Raw genomic sequence first — 25,963 nt, 5'->3', positions numbered from 1 at the left:
GATCATGGACCGCAGCTTCCTCGACCTGCCGTTCTTCGGCCCCGAGCACCGCGCGCTGTCGGACGCGATCTTCGACTGGGCGGCCGCGATGCCCCCCATCGATCATCACGACACCGACGCCGCGTGCCGACGCCTCGTCGCCGCGCTCGGCCGCGCCGGTTTCCTGCGCTACTGCGTGCCGGCCGCGTTCGGCGGCGCGCTGCCGGAGCTCGATTCGCGGGCGCTGTGCATTGCGCGGGAGACGCTCGCGTACCACGACGGGCTTGCCGACTTCGCGTTCGCGATGCAGGGGCTGGGCTCCGGCGCGATCACGCTCGCGGGTTCGCCTGAACTCCAGCACCGCGTTTTGCCGAAGGTCGCATCCGGCGAGTGGATCGCCGCCTTCGCGCTGACCGAGCCGGAGGCTGGTTCCGACGTCGCCGCGATCGCGACGACCGCGCGGGCCGACGGCGACCACTACGTGCTAGACGGCGAGAAGACGTGGATCTCGAACGGCGGCATCGCCGACGTGTATTGCGTGTTCGCGCGCACCGACGATGCGCCGGGCACGCGCGGGCTGTCGGCCTTCGTCGTGACGCCGGACATGCCCGGCTTCGAGGTCGCGGAGCGGCTCGACGTCATCGCGCCGCACCCGCTCGCGCGGCTGCGCTTCAAGGGCCTGCGCGTGCCGGCCGGGAACCGCCTCGGCGCCTCGGGCGAAGGCTTCAAGATCGCGATGCGCACGCTCGACATCTTCCGCGCCTCCGTCGCCGCGGCCGCACTCGGCTTCGCGCGCCGCGCGCTCGACGAGGCGCTCGCGCACGCGAAGGGTCGCGCGATGTTCGGCCACACGCTCGCCGACTTCCAGCTCACGCAGGCGAAGCTCGGCGAGATGGCGACCGACATCGATGCGGCGGCGCTGCTGACGGCGCGTGCCGCGTGGCAGCGGGACGTTGCGAAGCGCCCGACGACGCGCGAGGCGGCGATGGCGAAGATGACGGCGACCGAGAACGCGCAGCGCGTCATCGATGCCGCGGTGCAGATGCACGGCGGGCAGGGCGTGAGGGTCGGCGTCAAGGTCGAGTCGCTGTACCGCGAGATCCGCGCGCTGCGCATCTACGAGGGCGCGACCGAGGTGCAGAAGCTCATCGTCGCGCGCGAACTCATGAAAGAGCCGGCGCCGACTACGGCACGAAAGGCATCCCCCGAAGGAGACAAGCATGGTTCATAAGGTGATTCAGCCCGAGGGCTGGGCCGCGCCCAAAGGCTACTCGAACGGCATCGAGGCGCGCGGCCGCCAGATCTTCGTCGGCGGCCAGATCGGCTGGGACGCGCAATGCCGCTTCCCGAGCGACGACCTCGTGCAGCAGGTCTTCCTCGCGCTGAAGAACGCCATCGACGTCGTGCGCAGTGCCGGCGGCGGACCCGAGCACGTCACGCGCATGACCTGGTACCTCGTCGACAAGAAGGAGTACGTCGCCCGCTTGAAGGAGATCGGCCAGGCCTACCGCGAGGTGATGGGGCGCAACTTCCCGGCGATGACGGCGGTGCAGGTTGCCGATCTCGTCGAGGACGCCGCGAAGGTCGAGATCGAGGTCACTGCGGTGATCCCGGACTGACCCGTGTGCAGGGCGATTTTGCTTGAGCTCGAATTAATTCATGAGTAAAGTATTTTTGCCGATCCGGCCCCTTCCCGTTGTTTCCCCGACTCCGAGCCCGCATGTCCACGCCCGCCACCGCCCGCCCTTCGACCGATGCACGCGACGCCGAGCACGAGGCGCTGCGCGTCTGGCTGCGGCTGCTGACCTGCACGAACCTCGTCGAGGCGCAGCTGCGCACGCGGCTGCGGACGAACTTCGATTCGACGCTGCCGCGCTTCGACCTGATGGCGCAGCTCGACCGTCATCCGGAAGGGCTGAAGATGAGCGAGCTTTCGCGCCTGCTGATGGTGACCGGCGGCAACGTGACCGGGCTGACCGACAAGCTGGCCGAGGAAGGCCTCGTGGAGCGGCACGACGATCCGCGCGATCGGCGCTCCTTCACGGTGATGCTGACGCCCGAGGGGCAACGCCAGTTCGACCGGATGGCGCGCGAGCACGAGCAATGGGTCGTCGGCCTGCTGGCGGGGCTCGACCATGCCGAGAAGCGGCAGATGCTGAAGCTGCTCGATCGTCTGAAGGCGCATCTCTCGACGATGTCCGACTGAGGGCTGGCGCGCCGGCGGCGGCCCCGCCGCGACAGCGCAAGCGAAGCGGCGCAGCGCACCGCTTGCGACGGCCCTGCTGCGCCGACGCCGATCCGGCGTCCGCGTTTCTCCCCCTCATGGGGGGGCGCAGCGTGGCCGGAATCCGCCACCATCCTGAATTCACCTCATCAGGGGAGATGCCATCGTGACCAGTCACGTCGATACCTTCGCCCGCGACCGCCTGCCGCCGCCCGAGCAGCAGCCGGAATTCCTCTTCGAGCTGCCGTCGCTGCAGTTTCCTCCCCTGATGAACTGTGCCGTCGAGCTGCTCGACCGCCGCGTGGTCGGCGGCGAGGGCGAGCGCGTCTGCCTGCGCGCCCCCGGCGGCCTGTGCTGGACCTACCGCGACCTGCTCGGGCACGCGAACCGCATCGCCAACGTGCTCGTGCATGAGCTCGGCGTTGTGCCGGGCAATCGCGTCCTGTTGCGCGGGCCGAACAGCCCCATGTTGGCCGCATGCTGGTTCGCGATCATGAAGGCCGGCGCGATCGCGGTCGCGACGATGCCGCTGCTGCGCGCGAAGGAGCTCGGCCAGATCCTCGACAAGGGCCGCATCACGCATGCGCTGTGCGCGCACGCCCTGCGCGGCGAGCTCGACGAGGCGGTGGCGACGCGTCCGTCGGTCGCGCACGTGGTCTCCTTCGGCGACCCGTCCGGCGCGGGCCTCGAAGCGGCGATGGCGCGTCAGCCCGACGAGTTCGACAACGTCGCGACCGCCTCCGACGACACCTGCATCCTCGCGTTCACGTCGGGCACCACGGGACAGCCGAAGGCGACGATGCATTTCCACCGCGACGTCATCGCGGCTTGCCGCTGCTGGCCGCCGCACGTTTTGCGGCCGCAGCCGGACGACGTCTTCATCGGCAGCCCGCCGCTCGCGTTCACCTTCGGGCTGGGCGGCATGCTGCTGTTCCCGATGAGCGTGGGCGCATCGACGGTGCTGCTCGAACAGGCTTCCCCGCCACAGCTCCTCGACGCGATCGGCGAGTTCGGCGCGACGATCCTCTTCACCGCGCCGACCTCGTATCGCGCGATGGCCGAGGGCGCCCGCGAACGCCGGCTCGGTGCACCCCTGGGCGGACCGCTGGTGAAGTGCGTGTCGGCGGGCGAAGTGCTGCCCGCGGCGACACGGGCGCTGTGGAAGGACGCGACGGGCATCGAGATCATCGACGGCATCGGCGCGACCGAGATGTTCCACATCTTCATCTCCGCCGACGAGGAACACGCCCGCCCCGGCGCGACCGGCACCGTCGTGCCGGGTTACCGCGCCCGCATCGTCGACGACGAAGGGCGCGAAGTGCCCGCCGGCACCGTCGGCCGGCTCGCCGTGAAAGGGCCGACCGGCTGCCGCTACCTCGACGACTCGCGCCAGCGCAACTACGTCGGCGACGGCTGGAACTACACCGGCGACGCGTACTACATGGATGCGGATGGTTATTTCCACTACCAGTCGCGGCTCGATGACATGATCGTGTCGGCCGGCTACAACATCGGCGCGCCGGAAGTGGAGGATGCGCTGATGCAGCATCCGGCGGTCGCGGAATGCGCGGTCATCGGCGTGCCGGACGAGGAGCGCGGGCAGATCGTCAAGGCCTTCGTCGTGCCGCGCCCCGGCTACGGGGCAGGGGAGCTGCTCGTCCGCGAGCTGCAGGACTTCGTCAAGCGCACGATCGCGCCGTACAAATATCCGCGCGCGATCGAGTTCCGCGATTCGCTGCCGCGCACCGAGACCGGAAAACTGCAGCGTTTCCGGCTGCGCGAGGGGAAACCCTGATACCGGCAATCGCCGGATGAGAAAATCATAGCTGTCCGCAATCGAAGTTTGATGCGAACACATTAAAAGACTGGAGGAGACGAGAATGACCAGGAAGAAGGGAGCCAAAGTGGTCCGCAGCATTGCCGCCGTAGCGCTCGGCACGCTGACGCTCGGTGCGGCGCAGGCGGCCGAGAAGGTCAAGGTCGGGCTGATGCTGCCCTACACGGGAACCTATGCCGCGCTCGGCACCGCGATCACCAACGGCTTCAAGCAGTACGTCGCGGAGCAGGGCGGCACGCTGGGCGGGCGCGAGGTCGAGTATTTCGTCGTCGATGACGAATCCGATCCGGCCAAGGCGACCGAGAACGCCTCCAAGCTCGTCAAGCGCGACAACGTCGACGTGCTGGTCGGCACCGTGCACTCGGGCGTGGCGTTGGCGATGGCCAAGGTCGCGCGCGACACCAAGACGCTCCTGATCGTCCCCAACGCCGGCGCCGACGAGCTCACCGGCCCGCTGTGTGCGCCGAACGTGTTCCGCACCTCGTTCACGAACTGGCAGCCCGCGTACGGCATGGGCAAGGTCGCGGCCGAGCGCGGACACAAGAACGTCGTCACGCTGACGTGGAAGTACGCGGCCGGCGAACAGGCCGTGGGCGGTTTCAAGGAGGCCTTCGAGAAGGCGGGCGGCAAGATCGCGAAGGAACTCTACCTGCCTTTCCCGAACGTCGAATTCCAGGCCTACCTGACCGAGATCGCGAACCTGAAGCCCGATGCCGTGTTCGTGTTCTTCGCCGGCGGCGGGGCCGCCAAGTTCGTGAGGGACTACGATGCGGCGGGCCTGAAGAAGACGATCCCGCTGTACGCGTCGGGATTCCTCACCGACGGCACGCTCGATGCGATGGGAGGCGCGGGCGAAGGGCTGCTGACGACGCTGCATTACGCCGACGGCCTGACCAACGCGAAGGACACGGCCTTCCGCACCAAGTACGCGACGAGCTACAAGATGCAGCCCGATGTGTATGCGGTGCAGGGCTACGACGCCGCCCAGCTCCTGCGTGTGGGCCTGGATGCGGTGAAGGGCGGCAAGCTAGAGCAGCCGGCGATGATCAAGGCGATGGAAGCGGCGAAGATCGACAGCCCGCGCGGCGCGTTCACGCTGTCGAAGGCGCACAACCCGGTGCAGGACATCTACCTGCGCAAGGCCGAAGGCCGCGACAACAAGCTCGTCGGCGTCGCAGAGAAGGCGCTGGCGGATCCGGCGCGCGGCTGCCGCATGTAAGGCACCCGACCTTTCGGGACGAGCAAGGGGGGCGCGAGCCCCCTTCTTGTTTTCCAAGCGTGCAAACGACCCGTAGGGCGGATGAGCCGAAGGCGTTATCCGCCGCATGGCGGTGCACGACGGGCGGCATTCGGCGGAAGACGCAGCGCTTTTCCGCCCTACGGGTTATGCGACGACCGATTCGCGGCTTACTTCGCCAGCGTCCAGTTGCCGTCCCTGACGGCGATCAGCACGCGTCCGCGCTCGTCGAAGCCGCTGTGGTCGGTCGTGCTCATGTTGTAGACGCCCTGGGTGCCGACGAGCTCACGGGTCTGCTCGAGGCTGTCGCGCAGCGCCGCACGGAACTCCCTGGTGCCGGGTTTGGCGACCTTCGCCGCAGCGGGGATCGCCTGCTGCAGCAGCAGGCCCGCGTCGAAGACGTTGGCGCCGAAGGTCGCGGGCTTGGTGCCATTGGCCTTCTCATAGGCGGCGATGTAGTCGGCGGCGATCTTCTTCGACGGATGGCTGTCGGCGATCTCGGGCAGCACCAGCATCAGGCTCGCGGCGAGGATCGTGCCTTCGACCTTCTTGCCGCCGAGCTTGAGGAAGTCGGGCAGGGCGGCGCCGTGGGTCTGGTAGATCTGGCCCTTGTAGCCCTGCTCGACGAGCGTGGTCTGCGGCAGCACCGCGGGGCCGCCGGCGGCGGCGACGAGCACGGCGTCGGGTTTGGCGCCGATGATCTTCAGGCTCTGGCCGGTGACCGACGCATCCTGGCGCTGGAAGCGCTCGTTGGCGACGATCTTCATGCCATTCTTCTCGGCGAGCGCCGAGAACACCTTGTACCAGTTCTCGCCGTAGGGGTCGCCGACGCCGATGAAGCCGAGCGTCTTCACCCCGGACTTCACCATGTGGCCGACCAGCGCCGTAGCGATGATGTCGTCGTTCTGCGTGGTCTTGAACACCCACTTCTTCTTGTCGTCCATCGGCGTCACGACGGCCGCGGTGCCGACCGGCGCGAGGAGCGGCACGCCGGCGTCGGCGACGAACTGGATCACGCCCATCGCGTTGGGCGAGCCCGAGGGGCCGATGATCGCGTCGACGTTCTGCTCCGAGATCAGCTTCTTCACCGCGGTGACCGAAGCGGTCGGATCGCTCGCGTCATCGAGCGGGATGTACTCGACGCTGAGATCGCCGATCTTCGCCGGCAGCAGCGCCACCGTGTTCTTCTGCGGAATGCCGACCAGCGCGGTCGGGCCGGTCGCCGACGACACCACGCCGATCTTCACCTGCGCGTGTGCGGACAGCGATGCCGCCAGGACGAGTCCGGACAGCGCCAATCGAATGCCAAGCATCTTCATGTTCTGATGTCTCCTACGGTGTGCACCACAAGGACCTCTGGTCGCGCGTGCGGATCGGGTCCGCGCGCTCCTCTCGCCGTCGATGGTTTCCGGGGTTCGTGAATCGAAAGCGGCGCCCCTCCCGGTGGGGCGCCGCGTGACGCTTGGGCGCCTCCTGTCAGCCCGCGACGATTCCGCGTGAGTGCAGCAGCGCGATCTCGTCCTCGCTGCATCCGGCCTCGCGCAGCACCGCGTCGGTGTGCTGGCCGTAACGTGGTGCAAAGGGCAGCTCGCCGCCATCGGCACCGGCGACGTCGACCGCCATCGGCTGCATATGCACGAGCTTGCCGCCCGGCATGCGTGTGGTCGTCAGCCGCCGGCGGATCGCCTCCATGTCGCGCACGGCGGGGATGTCGTGGATGGGTGCGTGCGGGATCGTCGCGTCGCGGAAGTCCGCGACGATCTCGGCGGTCGGATAACGCTGCGTGACCCCTGCGACGTCGCGGTGGATCGCGTCGCGCTCGCGGTGGCGACCTTCGTTCGTCGTGCGCGTGGCGCTGCCGATCGACGCGAACTTCGGGATCTCGCACAGGCGCTTCCACTGCACGTCGCTGCCGATCGCCATGTAGATGAATCCGTCGGCGGTCGGATAGACGTTCGTCGGGATGAACTTGCGGTGCTCGTTGCCACAGCGCGTGATCTCGGACGGCTGGCAGTCGAAATCGAGCAGCGGCAGCGTCGTGATCAGCCACGACGCCGCGGCCTGCAGCATCGACACGTCGATGCGCGTGCCCTTGCCGCTCTCGGCGCGTTCGACCAGCGCCATCATCACGTTCGCATAGACCTCGTCGCCCGCCTTGAGGTCGATGATCGGCACGCCGGCAAGGGTCGGCGGCCCGTCGGCGGCGCCGGTGAGCTCCATGTAGCCTGCCATCGCCTGAATCACCGGGTCGTAGCCGGGCGCGTCCGGGTAGTCGGGGCCCATCGCCGAGATGCCGGCCCAGATCAGATCCGGATTTGCTGCGGCGAGCGTGTCGTAGTCGATGCCGAGCTGCTTGTAGCGGCGCGGCACGGTGTTGCAGCAGAACACGTCGACGTCGAGCTCGACGAGGAGGCGCCTCAACAGCGCCTGGCCGTCGGGCTCCTTGAGGTTGAGCGCGATCGCCTCCTTGCCGACGTTGGGCGCGATGAAATAGGTGCGCCGGTCGTCGTCGGCGACCTTGCCGCCGATGTAGCGGTTGGGATCGCCGGGCAGGCCGTCGCCGGCCGGCGTCGATTCGATGCGTATCACCCGCCAACCGAGCTGGGCGAAGCGCAGCGTCGCGTAGGGCATCGACAGCGCCTGCTCCATCGAGAGTACGGTGCGCGGCTTCATTCGGGTTTCCACGCGGGCCAGTGGGGTTTCGGCGCCGCGCCGCGCAAGGCCCGGTACACCGCTTCCGGCGTGAAGGGCAGGGCGAAGATGCGCACGCCGGTCGCGTTGTAGATCGCGTTCGCGGCGGCCGCGGCGATGCAGATCGCCGGGGCTTCGCCGACGCCCTTGGCACCCTGCGGACCTTCGCCATCCATCGACTCGACGAAGGTGATGTCCATCTCCGGGATCTCCGGCGCGGTCACGAGTTTGTAGTCGCGGAAGTTCGGGTTGCGCGTGACGCCGTTCTCGACGATCAGGTTCTCGGTCAGCGCGTAGCCCTGGCCCATCACGACGCCGCCCTCGATCTGACCTTCGAGGCCGAGGCGGTTGAGCACGCGGCCGACGTCGTGGGTGCCGGTGACCTTCGTCATCTTCACGATGCCGGTGTCGGTATCGACCTCGACTTCGACGACCTGGGCGGCCCACGCGTAGGCGGCTGAGACGTCGCCCTTGAAGGCCTTGTCCTGATGCACGCTCGGCGGCTCGTAGTAGAAGGTCGTCATGACGAGCTCGGCCTTGTCGGAGAAGTGCAAATTCCGCATCAGGCGCGCCAGCTCGACGACCGGTTCGCCGGTCTCGCCGACGACGACGAAGCCGCCGCGCAGATCGAGCGCTGCTTCGTCGCAGCCGTGCTTCTTCGCCGCCGCCGCGAGGATCTTCGCCTTCGCCTTGCGCGCCGCGCCGATCGCCGAGTTGCCGGCGATGAAGGTCGTGCGGCTCGCATGCACGCCGACGTCCCAGGGCGTGATCGCGGTGTCGTTATTGACCACGGTGACCGCCGAGATCGGCAGCCCCAGCTCCTCGCAGACCAACTGCGACAGGACCGTTTCCGAGCCCTGGCCGATCTCGGACGCGCCGGTGATCAGCGTGACGTTCGCGAAATCGTCGAGCTTCAGGATCGTGCCGCAGCCGTCCGACGGATAGATCTTCGCGCCGCCGCCGACGTGCAGCATCGACGCGATGCCGATGCCGCGCTTCACCGGTCCGGGTGCGTCGCGGTTGGCGAGGTTGTCGGCGTGCTTCTTCCGGTAGTCGCTGCGCTCGGCCGCGGTGGTCAGGCATTCCTTGAAGCCGCAGCTCTTGAACGTCATGCCCTGACCGGTGACTTCGCCGGCGTCCTGCGCGTTCTTCATGCGGAAGTCGAGCGGGTCCATGCCGATCTTCTCGGCCAGCATGTCCATGTGCTGCTCGATGGCGAAGGTCGCCTGCAGGTTGCCGTAGCCGCGGAAGGAGCCGGCGTACGGGTTGTTCGTGTACACCACCGTCGTGTGGTAGTCGCAGGCCGGCACGCGGTACAGCGACGAGAAGGTCTGCATCATCACGAAGGGCGTCGTCGCGCCCCAGGACGTGTAGGCGCCGTTGTCGTGCAGCGTGTGCACCTGACGGAAGGTCAGCGTGCCGTCCTTCTTGCAGCCGGAGCGCAGCGTCAGCAGCACCGGCTGGCGCGTGGGCGAGGCGAGGAATTCCTCTTCGCGCGTGAACACCATCTTCACCGGGCGTTTGGCCGCGCGCGCGAGGAAGATGCAGATCACCTCGAAGGGGTAGATGTCGAGCTTGGAGCCGAAGCCGCCGCCGATCGGCGGCTGGATGATGCGTACGCGGCTCGGGTCGATGTTCAGGTATTCGGCGAACTCGCGCTTGTGCAGGAAGGGCACCTGCGTGTTGGAGTACATCAGCAGGTTGCCGGAGGCGTCGAACTCGGCGATGACGCCCGACACGCCCATGCAGCAGTGCGTCACGTAGTGCAGCTGGAAGCTGTCCTCGACGACGACGTCGGATTCGGCTTCGGCCTGGGCGATGTCGCCGTGCGTGTAGTCGAAGCGCATCGCGATGTTGTCCGCCTTGCCGGCGAACGCGATCGGCGTTTTCGGCGGCAAGGTCTTCGGCTTGCCGTCGGCGTCGAGCGGGGCGGGGTGGAGCAGCGGCGCGTCCGGCTTGATCGCGTCTTCCGGTCCGGCGACGATCGGCAGGTCCTCGTATTCGACGCGGATCAGTTTCAGCGCGGCTTCGGCGATCTCGTCGCTGTCGGCGGCGACCGCGGCGATCTCGTCGCGCAGGCTGCGCACGCGTTCGCCCTTCAGCGGCAGGTGGTCGCGCGCGACGCCGATCGGCTGCTGGTCGGGCACGTCCGCCGCGGTGAGGACGACATGGACGCCCGGTAGCGCCTTTGCCGCCGAAGTGTCGATGCTCCTGATCTTGGCGTGCACGCGCGTGGAACGCAGGATCTTCGCGTGCAGCATGCCCGGCACGATCATGTCCTGGATGTAGCGCGTCTTGCCGGCGGCCTTTTCGGGCGCGTCCTTCTTCTGGATGCGCTGGCCGATCAGGGATTCGGCCGTGATGACGGGTTTTTCTGCGACGTTCATGCTGTCGTTCTCCTCATCGCCCGCCGCAGCAGGCGGATTCGACTGCGTCGACGATCTTCTTGTAGCCGGTGCAGCGGCATAGGTTGCCTTCGAGGCCGCGCTTGATTGCTTCCGCGTCGGCGTCGGGATGCGTGTCGAGGATGTGGGACGCCTGCATCACCATGCCCGGCGTGCAGAAACCGCACTGCACCGCGCCGTGTTCGACGAAGGACTCGCGCAGCGCGTCGGCCTTCGGGTCGGCCGCCAAGCCCTCGATCGTGACGATGTCGCGGCCGTCGAAATCGACGGCGAACATCAGGCAGGAGTTGCGCGTCTCGCCATCGACGCGGATCGTGCATGCGCCGCACTCACCCTCGCCGCAGCCGTACTTCGTGCCGGTTAGGCCGACGACGTCGCGCAGCATGTCGAGTGCGTTCATCGTGACGTCGATGGTGAGCTTTTTCGTGACGCCGTTCAGCGTGAATTCGATGTCATGCGTGAGCAACATGGTCGAGCATCCTTCTGGTCATGTTGTGGATCAGTTCCTTGCGGTACCACGCGCTCGCGCGCACGTCGTCGATCGGGCTCACCTCGTCGCGCGCGGCGTTCGCGGCCGTCTCGATCGTGTCGTCGTCGAGCCGGCGGCCTTCGATCGCCGCTTCCGCGCTACGGCCGCGCACCGGTGTGGCCGCGACCGCGCCGTAGGCGATGCGCGCCTCGGTGAGCGCACCGTCGCGCTTGATGCCGGCGATGCCGATCGAGATCGTCGAGATGTCCAATGCGGGGCGCGTGCCGAACTTGTAGAAGCGCGCGACGTGACCCGGTTTCGGCAGCGGGATGCGCACGGCGGTCAGCAACTCGTTCGCGGCGCGCTTCGTCCTGCCCGGTCCGGTGAAGAACTCGGCGAGCGGCACGCGGCGCGTCGCGACGCTGCCGTTGGGCTTCGACGCGAGCTCGACCTCGGCGTCGAGCACGATCAGCGGCACGAGCGTGTCGCCTGCGGGCGAGGCGTTGTTGATGTTGCCGCCCAGCGTGCCGGCGTTGCGGATCTGGTCGCTCGCGAAGTGATCGCAGGCCTCCGCGAGCACCGGCGCGTGCTGCGCAATGAGCGGATCGCGGAGGAGCTCGCTGATCGTGGTGAGCGCGCCGATGCGCAGGTGCTCGCCGTCGAGCGTGACGCCCTTCAGCCCCGCGATGCGGCCGATGTTCATCAGCGTCGGCTTGAACGCGATGCGCCCGGCTTTCGTCTGCGGCATCAGGTCGGTCCCGCCCGCGAGTATCGTCACCTCGCCCTGTTGCAGGATGCCGAGCGCCTCGTCGAGGTTCTGCGGCGCGGCATATCTTTCGATTGCTGTCATTGATCGTTCCTCAGAAGCGGATCGGTTCCTGGTACCGTCCGAACACTTTCACCAGTTCCTGCGTGATCTCGCCGACGCTCGCGTAGGCCTTCACCGCCTCGACGATCGCCGGCATGACGTTCGTGCCCGCCCGCGCCGCATCGCCCACCGCGGCGAGCGCACGAGTCACCCGTGCCGCATCGCGCTCGGCGCGCACGCGGTTCAGCGACTCGATCTGCACGCGCGCGTCGTCCTCGTTGTAGGGGTGGAATTCGACCGGATGCTCGTCTTCCTGGTCGTTGCGGTAGCAATTGACCCCGACCTTGGGGAACGCGCCGCTCTCGATGTCGCGCTGCATCTTGTACGCCTGCGCCGAGACCTTCGCCTGGATCGCGCCCTCGGACACCAGCTTGACGATGCCGCCCTGCGCGTCGGTCTCGGCGATGATCTCTTCCATCTTCTCGCGCATCTGGTTCGTCATCGTCTCGACGTAGTACGAGCCGCCGAGCGGATCGACCGTCTCGGTGAGGCCCATCTCGGCGATGAGGATCTGCATGGTGCGCAGCGAGATGCGGGCCGAATACTCCGTGGGGATCGTGTAGGCCTCGTCGTACGAGCACAGCGCCATCGTCTGCGTGCCGGAGAGCGCGCTGATCAGCGCGTAGTAGGCGCCGCGCACGATGTTGAGCTCGGGCTGCTCGAAGGTCAGCCCGCCGCCGCCGCCCGCCGCGATCATGCGCAGCCACATCGAGCCCGGTTTTTCGGCCTTGTACTCCTCCTTCATGATCTTGGCCCACAGGCTGCGCCCCGCGCGGAACTTGCAGACCTGCTCGAAGAGGTTGCCGAAGATGTTGAAGTTGTACGACAGCCGCCCGGCGAACTCGTCGACGTGGAGTCCCCGCGCGATCACCTCGTCGGCATAGGCGCGGGCGATGCAGAAGGCGTAGGCCATCTCCTCCGCCGGCGTCGCGCCCGATTCGCGGATGTGGTAGCCGCACACCGACACCGGGCTGTACTTGGGCGCGTGCTCCGCGCAGTACTCGATGGTGTCGCCGACGAGCTTGATCGACGGTTCGACCGGGAAGATCCACGTGCCGCGACCGATGAACTCCTTCAGGATGTCGTTCTGCGCGGTGCCGCGCAGCTGCTTCACGTCGTAGCCGCGCTTCTCGGCCATCGCGAGATACATCGCGATCGCGATTGCCGCGGCACCGTTGATCGTCATCGACACGGTGATCTTGTCGAGGTCGATGCCGTCGAACGCGATCTCGAAATCGCGCAGGGTGTCGACCGACATGCCCACGCGGCCGATCTCGCCCTGGGCGAGCGGGTCGTCCGAGTCGAGGCCGATCTGCGTCGGCAGGTCGAAGGCGACGTTGAGGCCCGTCTGGCCGTTCGCGATCAGGTACTTGAAGCGCTGGTTGGTGTCGGACGGATTGCCGAAGCCTGCGTACTGCCGCATCGTCCACGGCTGTTTGCGGTACATCTCGCGATGGATGCCGCGGGTGAAGGGATATTCGCCGGGCTGGCCGATCATCGCGTCGCCGCCGCTAGCCGCGACGTCGGCCGCGGTGTAGAGCGGCTGGACCTCGAGCCCGGATTCGTTGATGACGCGTTTCAGCGTCGGTTGGGCGCGGTCGTTCATGCGGCGTTCTCCCGGATGCTCTCGCGGATGCTTTCACGGATGTACGCGGCGATCGCGTCGAGCTTCGAGCCGGTGGGGAAGATCCCCTTGAAGCCGAGCTCGCGCAATGCGTCGTGATCCTGCGCCGGCAGGTTGCCGCCGATCATCCACAGCTTGTCGCCGAGGCCGTTCGCTTCGAGCAGCGGCTTGAGCTTCCTGCAGAAGGGCAGGTGCGAGCCCGCCATCGATGAGAGCGCGATGACGTCGACGTCCTCGTCGAGCGCGATGCGGCTCACCTGTTCCGGCGTCTGCCGCAGGCCGGTGTAGATGACCTCGAAGCCCGCGTCCATCATTGCCCGGGCGACGACTTTCGCGCCCTGGTCGTGGCCGTCGAGGCCGGGCTTCGCGAGCAGTACGCGGATGCGGCGTTGTGCGGTGTCGTTCATGCGCTCACCTCCTTCGCAATGACGAGTTTGAGGATTTCGCTGGTGCCGCCGCCGATCAGCGTGAAGCGCACGTCGCGCAGGTAGCGCTGCACCGGGTATTCCATCGCATAGCCGTAGGAGGCAAGCACGCGCGCGGCCTGGTCGCAGATCGAGGCGGCGGTTTCGGTCGCGAAGAGCTTCGCCATCGCGGCTTCCTTGTGGTGCGGACGCCTGGCGTCGCACAGCCACGCGGCGCGGTGGACGAGGGCGGTGGCGGCCTCCAGCCCGGTCGCCATCTCGGCGAGCTTCAGCTGGATCGCCTGGAAACGGTTGATCGGCTTGCCGAACTGCTGGCGCTCGCCGGCGTAGCGCACCGCCTCGTTGAGCGCCGCGCGCGCGATGCCGAGCGCCATCGCGCCGGTGATGATGCGGATCTCGGCGAGCGTCTTCCTCAGGTGCCCCTCGCCGTCGCCTTCCTCCTTCGACAGGCGGTGGCTGTCCGGCACGAAACAGTCGTTGAAGGCGACTTCGGAAGTCGGCAGCGCCCACACGCCCATCTTGTGGATCTCGCGGCCGACGCCGAGGCCCTTGAACTCCTTCTCGACGAGGAAGATCGTCAGCTTCTTCTCGTCGCCGGCGCGGGCGAACACGGTGAAGAAGTCCGCGACCGGGGCGGAGGTGATCCACGTTTTCTGGCCGTTGAGGACGTAGCCGCCGTCGACCTTCGTTGCGGTGGTCGCGATCGATTCGAGGTCGGAGCCCGCGTTCGGCTCGGTCATGCAGATCGCGCCGATCCTGTCGCCGCGAAGCGCCGGCTTGAAGAGGCGCTCGATGATGTCGGCGTTGCCGAGGAGCTGCAGGAATTTCGTCCCCATCAGCGACTGCATCGCGACTGCGCCGGCGAGCGACATCGAGCCGCGCGCAACCTCGGTCAGCGCGAGACAGAACTCGGTCAGCGCGAGCCCGGTGCCGCCGACCGATTCCGGATAGCGCATGCCGAAGAAGCCGAGCTCGCCGAGTTCGCGGAACAGCGCCCTTGGGAACGCGTGCGCCTCGTCGAGCGCCGCCGCCTGCGGGGCGATGCGCTCGTCGCAGAAGCGCGCGAACGTGTCCCGGATCGCGCGTTGTTCGTCGGAAAGATCGAAATCCATCACGCGACCTTTTCCGGCTCGTAGCCGTACAGCTCGCGCGCCGCCGTTTCCGAGATCACGCCGTTGCGGATCTCGTCGGCGAGCAGCTTGCGGTCGCGCCGCTTCGGATCGCCGTAGCCGCCGCCGCCGCTCGCGACCTGATGGTAGATCGTGCCCTTCGGCACGCCGGTGATCAGATCCTTGTTTTTCGGCACGACGGTCTGGCCGTCGGGGTAGTGCAGGCGGATGAAGTTGAGTCCGCCCTCTCCGCCGCCGAAGAGGCCGAACGCCGGCTCGAAGTCGCCGTCGCCGAAGGTCACGAGCTGCGTGTCGTCGGAGCCGATCTCGAAGATCGTCTCGACGCCGAGCCCGCCGCGCCATTCGCCGGCGCCGGCCGAGTCGGCGAGCAGCTCGTGGCGGATCAGCCGGTGCGGCGTCTGCTGCTCGAACATCTCGTAGTCCTGGTCGAGCACGCCGCCCGAGGCGTCGATCATGCCGATGTGGTCGTAGCCGTCGGTGCCGAGCATCGCGCCCGAGCCGCCCTTCAGGCCCATGAAGCCGATGTCGACGTATTTCTCGCCGGTCTTCGGATCGATGCCGGTCGTGAGGCTCGCGAGCAGGTTGTTCCAGCCGGCGGTCACGCGCTCAGGCATCACCGGGGCGAGCGCGCGCTGGATAGCGTCGGCGTTGGGTGGGCACAGGTGGTTGCCGAAGGTCGTCGCCTTCGGGTAGGCCGCGTTGAGGATCGTGCCTTCCGGGATCACGATCTCGATCGGCTGCACCATGCCCTCGTTATGCGGGATGTCGGGGTTCACCATCTGCAGCAGGGTCAGGATCGTCGCCGACGCGCTCGACGTGAAGGTGCCGTTCACGAAGCCGTTGGTCTGCGCATCGGTGCGCGAGTAATCGAAGCGGATGGCCTTGTCCTGCACCTCGATGTCGACGCGGATCGTGAATTCCGAGCCGACGTGGCGCCCGTCGTAGAACACCTTGCCTTCGCCCGAGTAGCGGCCGTTCGGGATCTTCGCGATCTCGGCCTCCATCATCCGGCGGGTGGCGTCGAACAGTGCCTGCTTGTGCGCGTCGTAGCTCGCCACGCCGTACTTCGAGATCAGCTCGAGAAAGCGCCGCTCGCCTACGGTGCAGGCCCCCATCTCGGCCTTCATGTCGTGCTGCACGATGTCGAGGCGCACGTTGGCGAAGATCAGGTTCCACACGTCCTTGCGCAGCTTTCCTTTCTCGACGACCTTCACCGGCGGGATGCGCAGCGCCTCCTGCCACACCTCGACCGCATTCGGGTTGTAACCGCCGGCGACATTGCCGCCGATGTCGGCCTGGTGACCCTTGACCGCAGTCCAGGCGACCAGCTGGCCCTCGAAGAACACCGGCTTGAACACCGCGACGTCGTTGTTCTGGTTGCCCAGGCTGAACACGTCGTTGTGGAAGATCACGTCGCCCGGATGGAGGTCGTCGCCGAAGTAGTCCTTGATGTACTTGCACACCGGCGCCAGCGAGAAGGCGAGGATCGGCAGGTTCTCGGTCTGCTCGAGCATGTTGCCGTCGCCGTCGTAGAGGCCGGTGACGTAGTCCTTGGCCTCGCACAGGATCGGCGAACGGGTCGTCTGCTCCATCGAGATGCTCATCTCGTCCGTGATCGAGCGGAAGGTCCGGGCGTACACGGACAGCAGGATGGGATCGATTTTCGCGTTGCTCATACCAGCGCCTCCTTCATGTCCTTGATGCACGACGCCACGAGGTCGGCACGGCCTTTCTGGAACAGTGCGAACGAGCCGAGCGCATCGACGACGCAGTCGAAGGACGCCGACACGAAGATCGCCGTCGTCTCCTGCTCGATCATGGCCGGCCCGTCGATGCGGTTGCCGTGCCGCATGAGGTGACCGTCATAGACCGGCACTTCGCGGAATTTCCGCGTCTCGGGGATATACACGGCGCGCCGGCCCTTGAGCGCGTGCGCCGCGTCCTCGCCCGCCCAGGACTCGTGGCGCGCGACCGGCTTGTCGGTGACGCCGATCGCCTGCACGCGCACGTTGATGATCTCGACCGGCGTGTTCTCCGCTTCCAGCGAGTAGCCGTACAGGCGGTTGTGCTCGGCGTGGAACGCGCGCGCGATGCCCTGCGCATCGGCGGCGGCGATCAGGGCCTGCGGCACGACGAAGGAGACCTCGTGGTACTGCTTCACGTAGCGGCAGTCGAGCTTGACGTCGAAACGGCGGCGTCCTTCGGGGATGCGCTCCTCGTCGAGCTGACGGGCGCCTTCGACGGCCATCGCGGCGATGATGCCCTCGAGCTTCGTCCAGTCCGCCGCATCGAGCCGCGACACGAAAGTGCGCACGAAATCGTGCTTGAGCTCGCTCATCAGCATGCCGAACGCGCACAGCACCGAGGATTCGCGCGGCACGATCTGCAGCGGGATCTCGAGCTCCTCGCAGATCAGGCACGAATGGATCGGGCCGGCGCCGCCCGCGGGGATGAAGGGGAACTCGCGCGGATCGAAGCCGCGCTTGATCGTCACCTCGCGCACCCCCTGCGCCATGTTGTTGCACGCGACGCGGTACATGCCGGCCGCGGCCTCCTCGATGCTGAGCCCCATCGGCTGCGCGATGTGTTCGTCGATCGCGGCGCGCGCGGCGGCCACGTCGAGCTTCATCTTCCCGCCGGCGAAGAACGCCGGGTCGAGGTAGCCGAGCACGACATTCGCGTCGGTCGTGGCCGGCAGCCGGCCGCCCTTGCCGTAGCACGCCGGGCCCGGATCGGCGCCCGCGCTTTGCGGCCCCATGCGCAGCAGGCCGCCTTCGTCGAGCCAACCGATCGAGCCGCCGCCGGCACCGATGGTGTGGATGTCGAGCATCGGCAGCGCGATCTTATGCCGCGCGATCTCGCCGTCGTTCTTGATCATCGGCGCATCGACGGCGACGGACGCCTCGAAGCTCGTGCCGCCCATGTCCGTCACGATGCACTTGTTCTGGCCGTGGATGCGCACGTAATGCAGGCCCGCGCCCGGGCCGCCGGCGGGGCCGGACAACAGCGTCAGCGCCGCCTTTTCGCGCGCGAGTTGAGGCGAGATCACGCCGCCGTTCGACTGCATGATCAGCAGCAGCCCGTCGAAGCCGATGCCCTTGAGTCGCCCGACGAGCTGGTCGAGGTAATGGTTCAGCTTCGGACCGACGTAGGAGTTCAGCGCCGTCGTGCTGACACGCTCGTAGAAGCGGATCGATGGCAAGAGATCCGTCGATACCGACAGGTAGGCGCCGGGCAACTCGCGGCGCACGAGTTCGGCCGCGGCCTGCTCGTGGGCCGGGTTGGCGAAGGAGTTCAGGAAGCAGATCGACACCGCCTGCACGCCTTCGCTGCGGAAGAGTTCGATCGCGCTTCGCACCGCGTCGAGGTCGAGCGCCGCGGCCTCGTTGCCGTCACGGTCTACCCGCCCGGGGATGCCCGCCCGCAGGTAGCGCGGCACCAGCGGCTTCACGTTGGTGTAGCGGTTGTTGTATTGCTCCTCGCGCACGCCGCGGCGCATCTCCAGCGCGTCGCGCACCCCTTCGGTCGTCAGCAGGCCGCTCTTCGCGCCTGTGCCGGTCAGGGTCGCGTTGGTCGTCACTGTCGTGCCGTGCACGATCGTGTCGATCGTCGGCGCGAACGCTTCGAGCGTCATCGGCGGATGCATGCTCGCGGCGATCTCGGCGAGCCCGTTTACCACCGCGATCGAGGGGTCGGACGGTGTCGACAGCGTCTTGAAGATCGCCGGCTCGGCGCCGTCGCGGGTGACGACGAAATCGGTGAAGGTGCCCCCGACGTCGATTCCGATTTTCAATGTCATCAGATGTGCTCCATGAACGTTTTGCGCGCGACCAGACGCCGCACTTCGTCCTTGCGGACCTTGCCCAGTGCGGTGCGCGGGAGTTCGTCGACGAACAACACTTCCTTCGGCAGCTTGTAGCGGGCGATGCGGCCTTCGAGGAGCCCGAGCACGCCGTCCGCATCGAGCGTCGAGCCTGCGTGGGTGACGATGACCGCGACGACGGATTCGCCCCAGCGCTCATCGGGGCGGCCGACGATGGCCACTTCGGCGATGTCGGACGACTCGGCGAGGAGGTTCTCGATCTCGGCCGGATAGATGTTTTCGCCGCCGGAAATGATCATTTCCTTCTTGCGGCCGTCGACCCACAGCCAGCCGTCGGCATCGAAATGGCCCATGTCGCCGGTGTGGAACCAACCGTCCCGCAGCGCCTCGGTCGTCGCCTGCGGGTTGTTCCAGTAGCCGGTCATGACGTTCGGACCGCGCACGAGGATCTCGCCGCTCGCGCCCGTCTTCGCGTCGGTGCCGCCTTCGCCCGCGACGCGAACGCTGCAGTGACGGGCAGGGCGTCCCGCCGAACCCGCGTGCGTGAAGGCGTCGGCGGCCTTCACGTAGGCGGCGATCGGGCTGGTTTCGGTCGATCCGTAGATCTGCACCAGCGGGATGCCGCGTTCGTGCACCGCGCGGAAGAGCCGGTCCGGCACGATCGTCGAGCCCGTGGTGATCATGCGCAGGCTGGAGAGATCCGCCTTCGGCCAGCGCGGGTGCGCCATCATCGCCTCGATCTGCGCCGGCACGAGCACGGTCAGCGTGATGCGCTCGCCCTCGATCGCGTCGAAGGTCGCATCGACGTCGAAGCGCGGGTGCAGGACGACGGTGCAGCCGCGCGACAGGGCGGGCGTGGTCTGGTTGTTGAGCCCGCCGACATGGAACAGCGGCAGCGTCGTGAGGATGCGGTCCTCGGTGACAAGGCCGTGGAGGTCGGCGCTGTTCGCGGCGTTCCACGCCAGCGCGTCCTGCGTCAGGAGCGCGCCCTTCGCCCTGCCGGTCGTGCCCGACGTGTAGCAGATCAGCAGCGGCGTATCGGGGCCGACGCGCGGGTCCTGCGGCACGGGCGCATCGCCGCGCCGCATCAGGTCGTCGAAGGCGATCCAGCCTCGCGGCGGTGCGCCGAACGCGACGAGCGTCACCGCGCCGAGTTCATCGCGGAAGGCGTCGATCTGCTCGGTGAAGCGCGGCTCCGCGAGCAGCACCTTGGGCGGGCAGTCGGCAAGCAGTTGCCGGTGCTCGGGGCCGGCGAGCCGCCAGTTGAGCGGCATGAAAAGCGCACCCAGACGCGCACAGGCGAACAGCGCGGCGAGCGTTTCCGGGCGGTTGTAGCCGAGAAACGCCACGCAGTCGCCGCGCTCGACGCCGGACGCGTGGAGTGCCGACGCGAGTCGCTCGATTTCCGCGGCGAACGCCGCGTACGTCAAGTCGCGCTCCGGGAAGCGAATCGCCGTCTTGTCGGGCGCGAGCCCGGCCTGACGGACGATCCATTCGGACAGGTCCATCCCCATTCCTCCTCCAAGTTCGGTCACGGGCGCTTTGCGCGCCTCTTCTGACTCGTTCGAATCCGGTTGGGGATGCTGCGTCCGGGCGCTTTGCGCCTCTCGTGTCTCCCCCGGAGGGGGAGTGATGCCGCGTGCTGCGTTGGTCCTAATCCGGCAATCAAACATATGACGTCTGCTCGATCCACCTTGTCCCTCCCCCTTCAAGGGGGAGGTTAGGAGGGGGATGGGTTTCTGCTACCTCTGTTTAACCCATCCCCACCCCAGCCCTCCCCTTGAAGGGGAGGGAGCGACCGTGCAGTACTCAACCTGCTATCACGCAATTGCTTGCCGGTTTAATGAAGCGGTGTTCCTTACCGGTCGCCGACCTCGACGACGACCGCCATCGCCGTGTCGCCGGCGGCGCAACCGGTGAAGAGGCCGTAGCCGCCGCCGCGCAGCGCGAGTTCCTCGACGAGCTCGATGATCGCGCGCGTGCCCATCGGCGCCTGCGGATGACCCCACACGAGCGAGCAGCCGTAGTTGTTCATGGCGTCGAGCTGCGCGCCGGTCTCGCGCGCAAAGACAATGTCGTTCACCGCGAACGGGTTGTGCGTCTTGATGGCGGTCATGTCGGCGATGCCGCGGCCGGCCTGGTCGAGCGCGCGCCGCGCGGCGGGAATCATCGCCTCGGGCATGTACGCGAGTTCCGTGCGTGCGAGTCCGAAGCCGTGAAGCCGCACGGCGATCGACGGATCCTTCGACAGCGCTTTCGCCCGCTCGGGCGTCGTCACGAGAATTCCAGCGTTGCCGTCGGCCGGATGCGTCTGGGCGCCGAACGTGACCGTCCCGCCCTCGGCGGCCGGCTTCAGTTTCGCGAGGCCCTCGGCCGTGGAGCGCGATGCACCCTCGTCGCCGTCGAGCGTGCCCGCGATCTTGCGGAAATCGCCGCTCGGCACCTCGAAGGGCAGGGTCATGAAGCGGCGCAGGAAGGCGGAATCGTCCTTCAGGGCGTCGTCGTATTGCGCTTCGCGTCGCAGCACGAGCTCGTGCTGCTGCGAGGTCGTGACGCGATGCTTTGCGGCGACGTTCTCTGCCGTCTGCACCATCGAGTGGCCGCCGAGCGGGTCGCAGCCGAAGTTGTCGAGCACCCAGTCCTCGGATGAGCCCGTGCCGCCGGCCCCGCGCGGATTCGGGTAATAGAGGTGGGGGCCGTTCGAGGTACGGTCGCAGTTCACGATGAGTGCGACGTCGGCCATGCCGGCCTCGATCTCCTGCGCAGCGGCGAGGAGCGTACGCACGCCGGTCGCGCAGGCCTGCATCATCGTCGGCCCGCCCGCGCGCGTCGCGCCGACGAGGCCGGTGAGCCACGGCAGTCCGTAGAACGCGTGCTGCTGCGGCACCGAAAATCCCAGGACGCCGTAGTCGATCGTCTGAGGGTCGATGTTCCTTTTCGCAAGCTCGTTCTTCGCCACATGTGCGGCGAAGCGCACGCTGTGTAGCGACGCGAAGCTGCCCTGCCAGCGCGCGAAGGGCGTGCTCCAGTAGGCGCCGTACGGAATTTCGGCCGTGTAGCGGGTCATCGTCTGTGGTCTCCGGTATTTTTTCTTCTAGCGCACGAACGGCCGAATGACCCGGGTCAGGCCTGGCCGTCGTCGGTGAGGCCGACGGCGGCGATGAACGCCCGCTTCGCCTCGACGAGGTGTTCGAGCATGGCCGTCGCGGCGGTGTCGCCGTCCCCCGCGGCCAGTGCGGCCGAGATGCGGTTCAGGCCGCGCAGCACGATTGTGCGGATCTCCGGGTCGTCCAGCGTCAGCGTGCGGATGCGCTGCATGTGATCGGCGTACTGCTCGACGATGCGCACGAGTCGCGGATTCGGCACCAGGGCGAGCCACGCCGCACGGAAGCAGATCGTCGCCTCGCGGAACGCCGCGGCGTCGCCGGCCTTGTGTGCGCGGACGATCGCCGCGAGCGCGTCCTCGATGCCGCGGCGGTGCTCGGCTGAGCGCGTGAGCGGGGCGATGCTGCGGATCGCGGCCGGTTCGATGAGGAAGCGGATCTCGTAGATGTCGTTGACGTCCTGCAGCGTCAGCGCCGGCACGACGAAGCTTCGGTTGTCCGAGACGAGCAGGCCTTCGCTCGCGAGGCGCCGCAGCGCTTCGCGTACGGGGGTGCGCGAGACGCCGAGCTTTTCGGCGAGCTGGACTTCCTGCAGCGGCTGGCCGGCGAGGATCTGACCGCTGCGCAGATGATCGCGCAAGGTGTGATAGACCCGTTCACCGAGAGCGAGGGGGCGTTCGACGGGCTGAAGCGTGGAGACCATTTTCGGAGCCTTTGATGTTCGTTGTTTGCAGCGGCTTTCGAGTTGATGTGTACTGTATACAGTATTTTTTAGGGTGTAAAGTACATCCTGTCTTCTCGGGTGGAATCGGCTGCGACACCGACTTCGTCGATCCCGCATTCGAAATTGTCCGCCACCGAAAGCCGCTGCAGCAGTTTGCCGGCACGGCGGCGCCTTGGCTATGATGGATATCCAATCAATTAGGTGACGCGCATGAGTCCTGATGCCAGCCATGAAGAAGAGCGTCGTGTCCCGGACGTCGAGGCCGCGATCCTTCGACTCGCGCGCGACGAGCCCCAACTGGGCCAGGCGGCGGTGTCGGCCCGGCTGCGGCGCGACGGATTCGTGGTTTCGCCTTCGGGAGTGCGCTACATCTGGCAGAAGCACGATCTCGAGACCGCGGTGAAGCGCTTGCGGGCGATCGCGCAAGCGTCATGCGAGGGCGTGGCGGCGCTCACCCACACGCAGCGCGGCTTGCTGGAACGCGGGGCGCTCGCCGCGCAACTCGTCACAGGCGACGCCGCGACGGACGGTGAGCCGCTCGACCGCCGTCAGGTGATCCTCGACGCGGCAGCGGCGCTTTTCGCCGAGCAGGGCTACGACAGCACCTCAATTCGCGACATTGCCGGCCGGGTCGGGCTGTTGCCGGGGTCGATCTACCATTACTTCGCATCCAAGGACGAGCTCTATCTCGCCGTGCATGGGGAAGGCTTCCGGCGCCTGATGGCCGCCGTTGCAGAGGCGCTGACGGCTTCCTGCGACCCCTGGGAGCGGCTCACTCGCGTCTGCCAGGTGCACATCGCCGCGATCACCAGCGGCAGCTACATCGACCGCGTCACCGGCCACAGCCTTGCGATGACCGGCAACCCCGAACTCTTCGCGAAGATCCGGCCGATGCGTGAAGCCTATGAGAATGTCTACCGTGGGCTCATCGACGAGTTGCCGCTCGCACCGCATGCCGACCGCAGCCTGCTGCGGCTGATGCTCCTGAGTTTCCTGAACTGGGTGCACGTCTGGTATCGCCAGGGCCGGCGTTCGACCGACGAGATCGCCGCGGCCATGGTGGACACGCTGCGCCGCGGTGTGGAGTCGCCCGGCCTTGCATCGAAAGTTCAGCCCTCTTCCTGAAGTTATCCGTCGATCTCGGTGGCGTCGTTCCATTACCGGCGCCCGGAGTGGTTGCTTTTTTTCTTCAGTGCACAGGATACTGTATACATTAAAACGAAACGGCGGCTAATGTCCGCCGATCGCCCTGAACGGGTGCCCCAGAGGAGTTCGCCGGCCGGCGCCGTGTGGCCGGCCGATAAGGATGCGCGCCGCACCGACGGCTCGCCGCTTGAGACTACCGAAGGAGGCTCCCTGATGGTCACCCGTTTCGCCAATCCGCTGCTCGCCACGCCGCAGCGCCCGCTGCCGCGCACCGTCGCGATTATCGGTGCCGGCACGATCGGCCCGGATATCGGCTATTACCTGAAGAGCGCATTGCCGGGCCTGAAGCTGATCCTCGTCGATGTCGCCCAGGCGGCGCTCGACCGTGCCTTGCAGCGCTTCGCCGATTACGCGGCGAAAGCGGTCGCGAAAGGCAAGATGAGCGAGGCCGAAGCTGCGGCGGTCACCGCCGGCGTCGTTGGCACGCGCGACTATCGCGACCTCGCGGAAGCGGACTGGGTGCTCGAGGCAGCGACCGAGAACCTTGCGCTGAAGCGGCGCATCTTTGCCGACGTCGAGGCCGTCGTCCGCGCGGATGCGCTGATCACGTCGAACACCAGCTCGCTGCCGGCCGCGCAAATCTTTTCCGACTTGAAACACCCCGAGCGCGCGACCGTCACGCACTTCTTCGCGCCGGCCTGGCGCAACCCGGTCGTCGAGGTCGTCCGTTGGGCGCGCACCGATCCGGCCGTCGTCGAATACCTGCGCTGGGTATTCTGTACGACCGGCAAGGTGCCCCTCGTCACCGACGACGTCGCGTGCTTCATGCTGGATCGAATCTTCGACAACTGGTGCAACGAGGCCGGATTGCTGCTCGACCGCGCAACTGCGGCGGAGATCGACAGCGTCGCGGGCGAGTTCGTGCACGCCGGGCCGTTCTTCGTGCTGAACCTCGCCAATGGCAACCCGATCATCACCGAGACGAACACGCTGCAGGCGGAACTCGAAGGCGAGCACTACCGTCCGGCCCCGGTGTTCCGTTCGGTCGAGCGCTGGCTGACCGTGCCTCCCGGCAAGCCCGTCAGCGTCGCGGACGACATCACGGCGACGGTGCGCGAGCGTCTGCTCGGCGTGCTGTTCTCGCAGACGGTGGACATCCTCGACCGCGACATCGGCGAGCCGGCCGACCTCGATTTCGGCTGCCGACAGGCGCTCGGGTTCAAGAAGGGGCCGCTCGAATTGATGCGCGACCTCGGCGACGGCGAAGCCGGCCGCATGCTCGCGCGTTTCTGCAACGAGCGGCGCGGCATGCCCGCCCCCCGGAAGCCGCTCGGCGACTACCAGGGCTTCCTGCGCCATGTGCTCGTCGACGACATCGGCGACGTCAAGGTCATCACGCTGCGCCGCCCTGAAGCCCTGAACGCGCTCCACGATGAATTGACCGACGAGATCCTGTCGGTCATCCGGTACTTCGAAGAGGACCCTGCGGTGGCGGGCTTCGTCCTCGTCGGCTACGGCAATCGCGCCTTCTGCGCCGGCGGTGACATCGGGCGCTTCGTGAACATGCTCGGCGATGCGCCGTCGTCCGCGCAGTACGCCCGCGACTGTTCGCGCCTGCTGGTGCATCTCGACCGCATGAAAAAACCGGTTGTCGCCGCGATCAACGGCATGGCGCTGGGCGGCGGCTTCGAGCTGGCGATGCGTTGCCACGGCATCGTCGCGCTGGCGAGCGCCTGGATGCAGATGCCCGAGATCACACTCGGCATCGTCCACGGCATCGGCGCGATGGTCGTGCCGTACCGGCGCTGGCCGCAGGCGTCGGCCGAGTTCCACGGCATGCTGCGCCGGGCCGAGCGGCTGAAGGCGACGCGGGCGTTCGAGCTGGGCATCGTCGACGGGCTCGCCCGCGACTACCCGGAACTCATCCGCGCGGCCGTCGCCCGGGTCAAGGCCCTGGAGGGCAAGGTGGGCGGCATCCCCGACGGCGCGGTGCAGATCGCGCCGCTCGACCCCATCGCACCCGTTGCCGCCACCGGTCAGCCGCTCAGTGCGGAGGTCATCGGCATCCTCGAGCGGGCCGTCGAGGCCGCGGCGGCCGCGCCGACCTTCGAGGAGGCGCTGGAAATCGGCTACCGGGCCTGGGGCGACAGCGCCTGCACCGCGGCCGCCCGCGAGGGCATCACCGCCTTCCAGGAAAAGCGCAAGCCGGATTTCACGAAGACGCCGTGAGGGGCCGGGCCATACCGGGTGGGGGGGGCGCCTGCAGCGGCGCGTGGA

20 protein-coding genes are annotated in these 25,963 nt (G+C 67.5%); 7 read left to right on the top strand and 13 right to left on the bottom strand.

Features of this window, described 5'->3' with window-relative positions; translation table 11 throughout:
- The first annotated feature begins 4 nt into the window (after positions 1–4).
- The 5 genes from U5817_RS15135 to U5817_RS15115 all read left to right on the top strand — a co-directional run bounded on the left by U5817_RS15135 (position 5) and on the right by U5817_RS15115 (position 5,259).
- Positions 5–1,210, top strand: a complete 1,206-nt coding sequence (locus U5817_RS15135; protein ID WP_407277886.1) for an acyl-CoA dehydrogenase family protein — start codon at positions 5–7, stop codon at positions 1,208–1,210.
- Positions 1,200–1,598 (top strand): RidA family protein, encoded by a 399-nt coding sequence (locus U5817_RS15130; protein WP_407277885.1) that lies wholly within the window; start codon positions 1,200–1,202, stop codon positions 1,596–1,598. Before U5817_RS15135 ends, U5817_RS15130 begins: the two co-directional genes overlap by 11 nt.
- A 101-nt stretch (positions 1,599–1,699) precedes the next feature.
- The gene (locus tag U5817_RS15125) at positions 1,700–2,185 is read left to right on the top strand and encodes a MarR family winged helix-turn-helix transcriptional regulator (RefSeq protein ID WP_407277884.1); all 486 of its coding nucleotides are present in this window, start codon (positions 1,700–1,702) and stop codon (positions 2,183–2,185) included.
- 184 nt (positions 2,186–2,369) lie between these two features.
- Complete coding sequence (locus U5817_RS15120) at positions 2,370–3,998, top strand: AMP-binding protein (protein WP_407277883.1); 1,629 nt, start codon at positions 2,370–2,372, stop codon at positions 3,996–3,998.
- Positions 3,999–4,083: 85 nt separating this feature from the next.
- Entirely contained in the window at positions 4,084–5,259 is a 1,176-nt protein-coding gene (locus tag U5817_RS15115) for an ABC transporter substrate-binding protein (protein WP_169125449.1), read from the top strand.
- Positions 5,260–5,447: 188 nt separating this feature from the next.
- Here U5817_RS15115 and U5817_RS15110 read toward each other — a convergent pair whose 3' ends face one another.
- The 13 genes from U5817_RS15110 to U5817_RS15050 all read right to left on the bottom strand — a co-directional run bounded on the left by U5817_RS15110 (position 5,448) and on the right by U5817_RS15050 (position 22,519).
- A complete protein-coding gene (locus tag U5817_RS15110; RefSeq protein WP_407277882.1) occupies positions 5,448–6,596 on the bottom strand; it encodes an ABC transporter substrate-binding protein in 1,149 nt (382 codons plus the stop codon).
- Between the two features lie 157 nt (positions 6,597–6,753).
- Positions 6,754–7,950 carry a CaiB/BaiF CoA transferase family protein gene (locus U5817_RS15105; RefSeq protein ID WP_407277881.1) on the bottom strand — a complete coding sequence of 399 codons (1,197 nt, stop codon included), beginning with the start codon at positions 7,948–7,950 and terminating at the stop codon, positions 6,754–6,756.
- On the bottom strand, positions 7,947–10,355 hold the full coding sequence (locus U5817_RS15100) for a xanthine dehydrogenase family protein molybdopterin-binding subunit (protein WP_407277880.1): 2,409 nt from the start codon (positions 10,353–10,355) through the stop codon (positions 7,947–7,949). The genes U5817_RS15105 and U5817_RS15100 overlap by 4 nt, the downstream gene beginning before the upstream one ends.
- A 13-nt stretch (positions 10,356–10,368) precedes the next feature.
- The gene (locus tag U5817_RS15095) at positions 10,369–10,842 is read right to left on the bottom strand and encodes a (2Fe-2S)-binding protein (RefSeq protein WP_407277879.1); all 474 of its coding nucleotides are present in this window, start codon (positions 10,840–10,842) and stop codon (positions 10,369–10,371) included.
- Positions 10,826–11,692, bottom strand: a complete 867-nt coding sequence (locus U5817_RS15090; protein WP_407277878.1) for an FAD binding domain-containing protein — start codon at positions 11,690–11,692, stop codon at positions 10,826–10,828. The genes U5817_RS15095 and U5817_RS15090 overlap by 17 nt, the downstream gene beginning before the upstream one ends.
- A 10-nt stretch (positions 11,693–11,702) precedes the next feature.
- Positions 11,703–13,316, bottom strand: coding sequence for a methylmalonyl-CoA mutase (locus tag U5817_RS15085; RefSeq protein ID WP_407277877.1), 1,614 nt, complete (start codon positions 13,314–13,316; stop codon positions 11,703–11,705).
- Complete coding sequence (locus U5817_RS15080; RefSeq protein WP_050415549.1) at positions 13,313–13,741, bottom strand: cobalamin B12-binding domain-containing protein; 429 nt, start codon at positions 13,739–13,741, stop codon at positions 13,313–13,315. The genes U5817_RS15085 and U5817_RS15080 overlap by 4 nt, the downstream gene beginning before the upstream one ends.
- Complete coding sequence (locus U5817_RS15075) at positions 13,738–14,871, bottom strand: acyl-CoA dehydrogenase family protein (RefSeq protein ID WP_407277876.1); 1,134 nt, start codon at positions 14,869–14,871, stop codon at positions 13,738–13,740. The genes U5817_RS15080 and U5817_RS15075 overlap by 4 nt, the downstream gene beginning before the upstream one ends.
- A complete protein-coding gene (locus U5817_RS15070) occupies positions 14,871–16,565 on the bottom strand; it encodes a hydantoinase B/oxoprolinase family protein (protein WP_407277875.1) in 1,695 nt (564 codons plus the stop codon). The genes U5817_RS15075 and U5817_RS15070 overlap by 1 nt, the downstream gene beginning before the upstream one ends.
- Positions 16,562–18,688, bottom strand: a complete 2,127-nt coding sequence (locus U5817_RS15065; protein WP_407277874.1) for a hydantoinase/oxoprolinase family protein — start codon at positions 18,686–18,688, stop codon at positions 16,562–16,564. The genes U5817_RS15070 and U5817_RS15065 overlap by 4 nt, the downstream gene beginning before the upstream one ends.
- Positions 18,688–20,220 (bottom strand): acyl-CoA synthetase, encoded by a 1,533-nt coding sequence (locus tag U5817_RS15060; protein ID WP_407277873.1) that lies wholly within the window; start codon positions 20,218–20,220, stop codon positions 18,688–18,690. The genes U5817_RS15065 and U5817_RS15060 overlap by 1 nt, the downstream gene beginning before the upstream one ends.
- A 350-nt stretch (positions 20,221–20,570) precedes the next feature.
- On the bottom strand, positions 20,571–21,779 hold the full coding sequence (locus U5817_RS15055; RefSeq protein WP_407277872.1) for a thiolase family protein: 1,209 nt from the start codon (positions 21,777–21,779) through the stop codon (positions 20,571–20,573).
- Positions 21,780–21,835: 56 nt separating this feature from the next.
- The gene (locus U5817_RS15050; protein WP_407277871.1) at positions 21,836–22,519 is read right to left on the bottom strand and encodes a GntR family transcriptional regulator; all 684 of its coding nucleotides are present in this window, start codon (positions 22,517–22,519) and stop codon (positions 21,836–21,838) included.
- A 231-nt stretch (positions 22,520–22,750) separates the two neighbouring features.
- On the opposite strand from U5817_RS15050, the gene U5817_RS15045 reads away from it, so the two are divergent.
- Together U5817_RS15045 and U5817_RS15040 are read left to right on the top strand one after the other, a co-directional pair.
- Positions 22,751–23,665, top strand: coding sequence for a TetR/AcrR family transcriptional regulator (locus tag U5817_RS15045; protein ID WP_169125436.1), 915 nt, complete (start codon positions 22,751–22,753; stop codon positions 23,663–23,665).
- A gap of 234 nt (positions 23,666–23,899) precedes the next feature.
- Complete coding sequence (locus tag U5817_RS15040; RefSeq protein ID WP_407277870.1) at positions 23,900–25,915, top strand: 3-hydroxyacyl-CoA dehydrogenase NAD-binding domain-containing protein; 2,016 nt, start codon at positions 23,900–23,902, stop codon at positions 25,913–25,915.
- The last annotated feature ends 48 nt before the right edge of the window (positions 25,916–25,963 follow it).

The organism is Aromatoleum evansii (genome assembly GCF_045689615.1).
Classification (GTDB): domain Bacteria; phylum Pseudomonadota; class Gammaproteobacteria; order Burkholderiales; family Rhodocyclaceae; genus Aromatoleum; species Aromatoleum evansii.
Note: the sequence above shows the minus strand (reverse complement) of the source record. Positions and strands in the feature narration are given on the sequence as shown.

Bases quoted from the DNA above. Each gene is read 5' to 3' on its own strand.
- U5817_RS15045 (WP_169125436.1), top strand. From the start codon at position 22,751: ATGAGTCCTGATGCCAGCCATGAAGAAGAGCGTCGTGTCCCGGACGTC.
- U5817_RS15075 (WP_407277876.1), bottom strand. From the start codon at position 14,871: ATGGATTTCGATCTTTCCGACGAACAACGCGCGATCCGGGACACGTTC.
- U5817_RS15080 (WP_050415549.1), bottom strand. From the start codon at position 13,741: ATGAACGACACCGCACAACGCCGCATCCGCGTACTGCTCGCGAAGCCC.
- U5817_RS15115 (WP_169125449.1), top strand. From the start codon at position 4,084: ATGACCAGGAAGAAGGGAGCCAAAGTGGTCCGCAGCATTGCCGCCGTA.
- U5817_RS15040 (WP_407277870.1), top strand. From the start codon at position 23,900: ATGGTCACCCGTTTCGCCAATCCGCTGCTCGCCACGCCGCAGCGCCCG.
- U5817_RS15135 (WP_407277886.1), top strand. From the start codon at position 5: ATGGACCGCAGCTTCCTCGACCTGCCGTTCTTCGGCCCCGAGCACCGC.
- U5817_RS15055 (WP_407277872.1), bottom strand. From the start codon at position 21,779: ATGACCCGCTACACGGCCGAAATTCCGTACGGCGCCTACTGGAGCACG.
- U5817_RS15095 (WP_407277879.1), bottom strand. From the start codon at position 10,842: ATGTTGCTCACGCATGACATCGAATTCACGCTGAACGGCGTCACGAAA.
- U5817_RS15070 (WP_407277875.1), bottom strand. From the start codon at position 16,565: ATGAGCAACGCGAAAATCGATCCCATCCTGCTGTCCGTGTACGCCCGG.
- U5817_RS15110 (WP_407277882.1), bottom strand. From the start codon at position 6,596: ATGAAGATGCTTGGCATTCGATTGGCGCTGTCCGGACTCGTCCTGGCG.
- U5817_RS15060 (WP_407277873.1), bottom strand. From the start codon at position 20,220: ATGGACCTGTCCGAATGGATCGTCCGTCAGGCCGGGCTCGCGCCCGAC.
- U5817_RS15085 (WP_407277877.1), bottom strand. From the start codon at position 13,316: ATGAACGACCGCGCCCAACCGACGCTGAAACGCGTCATCAACGAATCC.
- U5817_RS15090 (WP_407277878.1), bottom strand. From the start codon at position 11,692: ATGACAGCAATCGAAAGATATGCCGCGCCGCAGAACCTCGACGAGGCG.
- U5817_RS15100 (WP_407277880.1), bottom strand. From the start codon at position 10,355: ATGAACGTCGCAGAAAAACCCGTCATCACGGCCGAATCCCTGATCGGC.
- U5817_RS15105 (WP_407277881.1), bottom strand. From the start codon at position 7,950: ATGAAGCCGCGCACCGTACTCTCGATGGAGCAGGCGCTGTCGATGCCC.
- U5817_RS15130 (WP_407277885.1), top strand. From the start codon at position 1,200: ATGGTTCATAAGGTGATTCAGCCCGAGGGCTGGGCCGCGCCCAAAGGC.
- U5817_RS15065 (WP_407277874.1), bottom strand. From the start codon at position 18,688: ATGACATTGAAAATCGGAATCGACGTCGGGGGCACCTTCACCGATTTC.
- U5817_RS15050 (WP_407277871.1), bottom strand. From the start codon at position 22,519: ATGGTCTCCACGCTTCAGCCCGTCGAACGCCCCCTCGCTCTCGGTGAA.
- U5817_RS15125 (WP_407277884.1), top strand. From the start codon at position 1,700: ATGTCCACGCCCGCCACCGCCCGCCCTTCGACCGATGCACGCGACGCC.